This is a genomic window from Enterococcus sp. 2G9_DIV0600 (genome assembly GCF_002140615.1).
In the GTDB taxonomy this organism is placed as follows: Bacteria; Bacillota; Bacilli; order Lactobacillales; family Enterococcaceae; genus Enterococcus_D; species Enterococcus_D innesii.
The window spans coordinates 1,491,408-1,492,503 of the sequence record NZ_NGLL01000001.1 but is presented as its reverse complement, the minus strand read 5'-3'; the positions used below and the strand labels follow the sequence as shown (position 1 = coordinate 1,492,503).

Below are 1,096 nucleotides of genomic sequence, written 5' to 3'. Positions count from 1 at the left end.
AGTATCAATATAGAAAAAACCTTTGCGTCAATATTTTTTTTGCAGGCATTTGCAAATAGTTGTGATTTCCCGACCCCTGCCTCTCCTTTAACGAGTAATACTTTATTTCGTATCAAATTTTTTTCAGTCTCTGTTATTCTAAGAAGTTTAGGAACATCCATTAATTTTTCTTATACACATCTAGATGTGTATAAGAGACAGTTATTATCTTTTGAATCAGAAAGGTTTGCGATTTGACCTTCGATTTTCTTACATTCTTTTTCTAAATTCAAAATTTCATTTGCTAAGTCATTAGATAATCTTGATTCCCAATCTAAACAAGTGTTAACATTATTTATAGTGATTTCTTCTAAAGATTCTATTATCGTTCTTACTTTTAATAAGTACTCATTTTGATTCATTATATTGTTCCGCATGCTATTTATTTCTTCAATTGCTTGTTCTTTTTTATAATTTAAATTTGATAAACCAAATTTATTGAGAGTGAATAAATCAATCGATTCTTCAGTTTGCGTTTTGACGTTAAATAAATTATTATGTCTTGTTCCTAATGCATCAAGAGATTCTTGGAGATTTTCTTCAAACCATTGTTGATTTATCGGATGGTGTTCAAAGTAATATGTTGCAATCATTGGAAATAGCAGTACTTGATCAAGAATAGTTTGATTACTAACTAAAATCAAGTCAATTCCTTTATCCCCTAAAAGTTGCTCAATTTCTTTATATGATACTGATGTTGTTGTTAAATCTCTATTGCAATATAAATATACTGTATCTAGTTTGCCGGTATAATGTTCAATAGTTTTTATAGCAGAATGCTTAATTTGAGTATAATCATTAGTCGATAGGTACTTCGACTGAAAACTAATTCGCTTATTTGAAGAAACTTCCAGTATTGGTAGTATTTCTATTCCTGGATTATTTGGATTAGAATGCAGGATTGCTTTCCCATTAAAAAAATGATGATTAAACAATAACCTACACATTCTTTCAAAGGCATATTGTGAATCCGGATTACAGCTTTCAAATTGTGTCCAATTTAGTTTCATATATTTCTTCCCCCATCTCGCAAATACCTCTTGTAATGAATTAATTA

General features: G+C 29.0%; 1 pseudogene. It reads right to left on the bottom strand.

Going from position 1 to position 1,096, the window contains the following annotated elements:
• Positions 1–170: 170 nt before the first annotated feature.
• A pseudogene (locus A5870_RS07080) lies at positions 171–1,096 on the bottom strand (hypothetical protein); the annotation flags it as partial.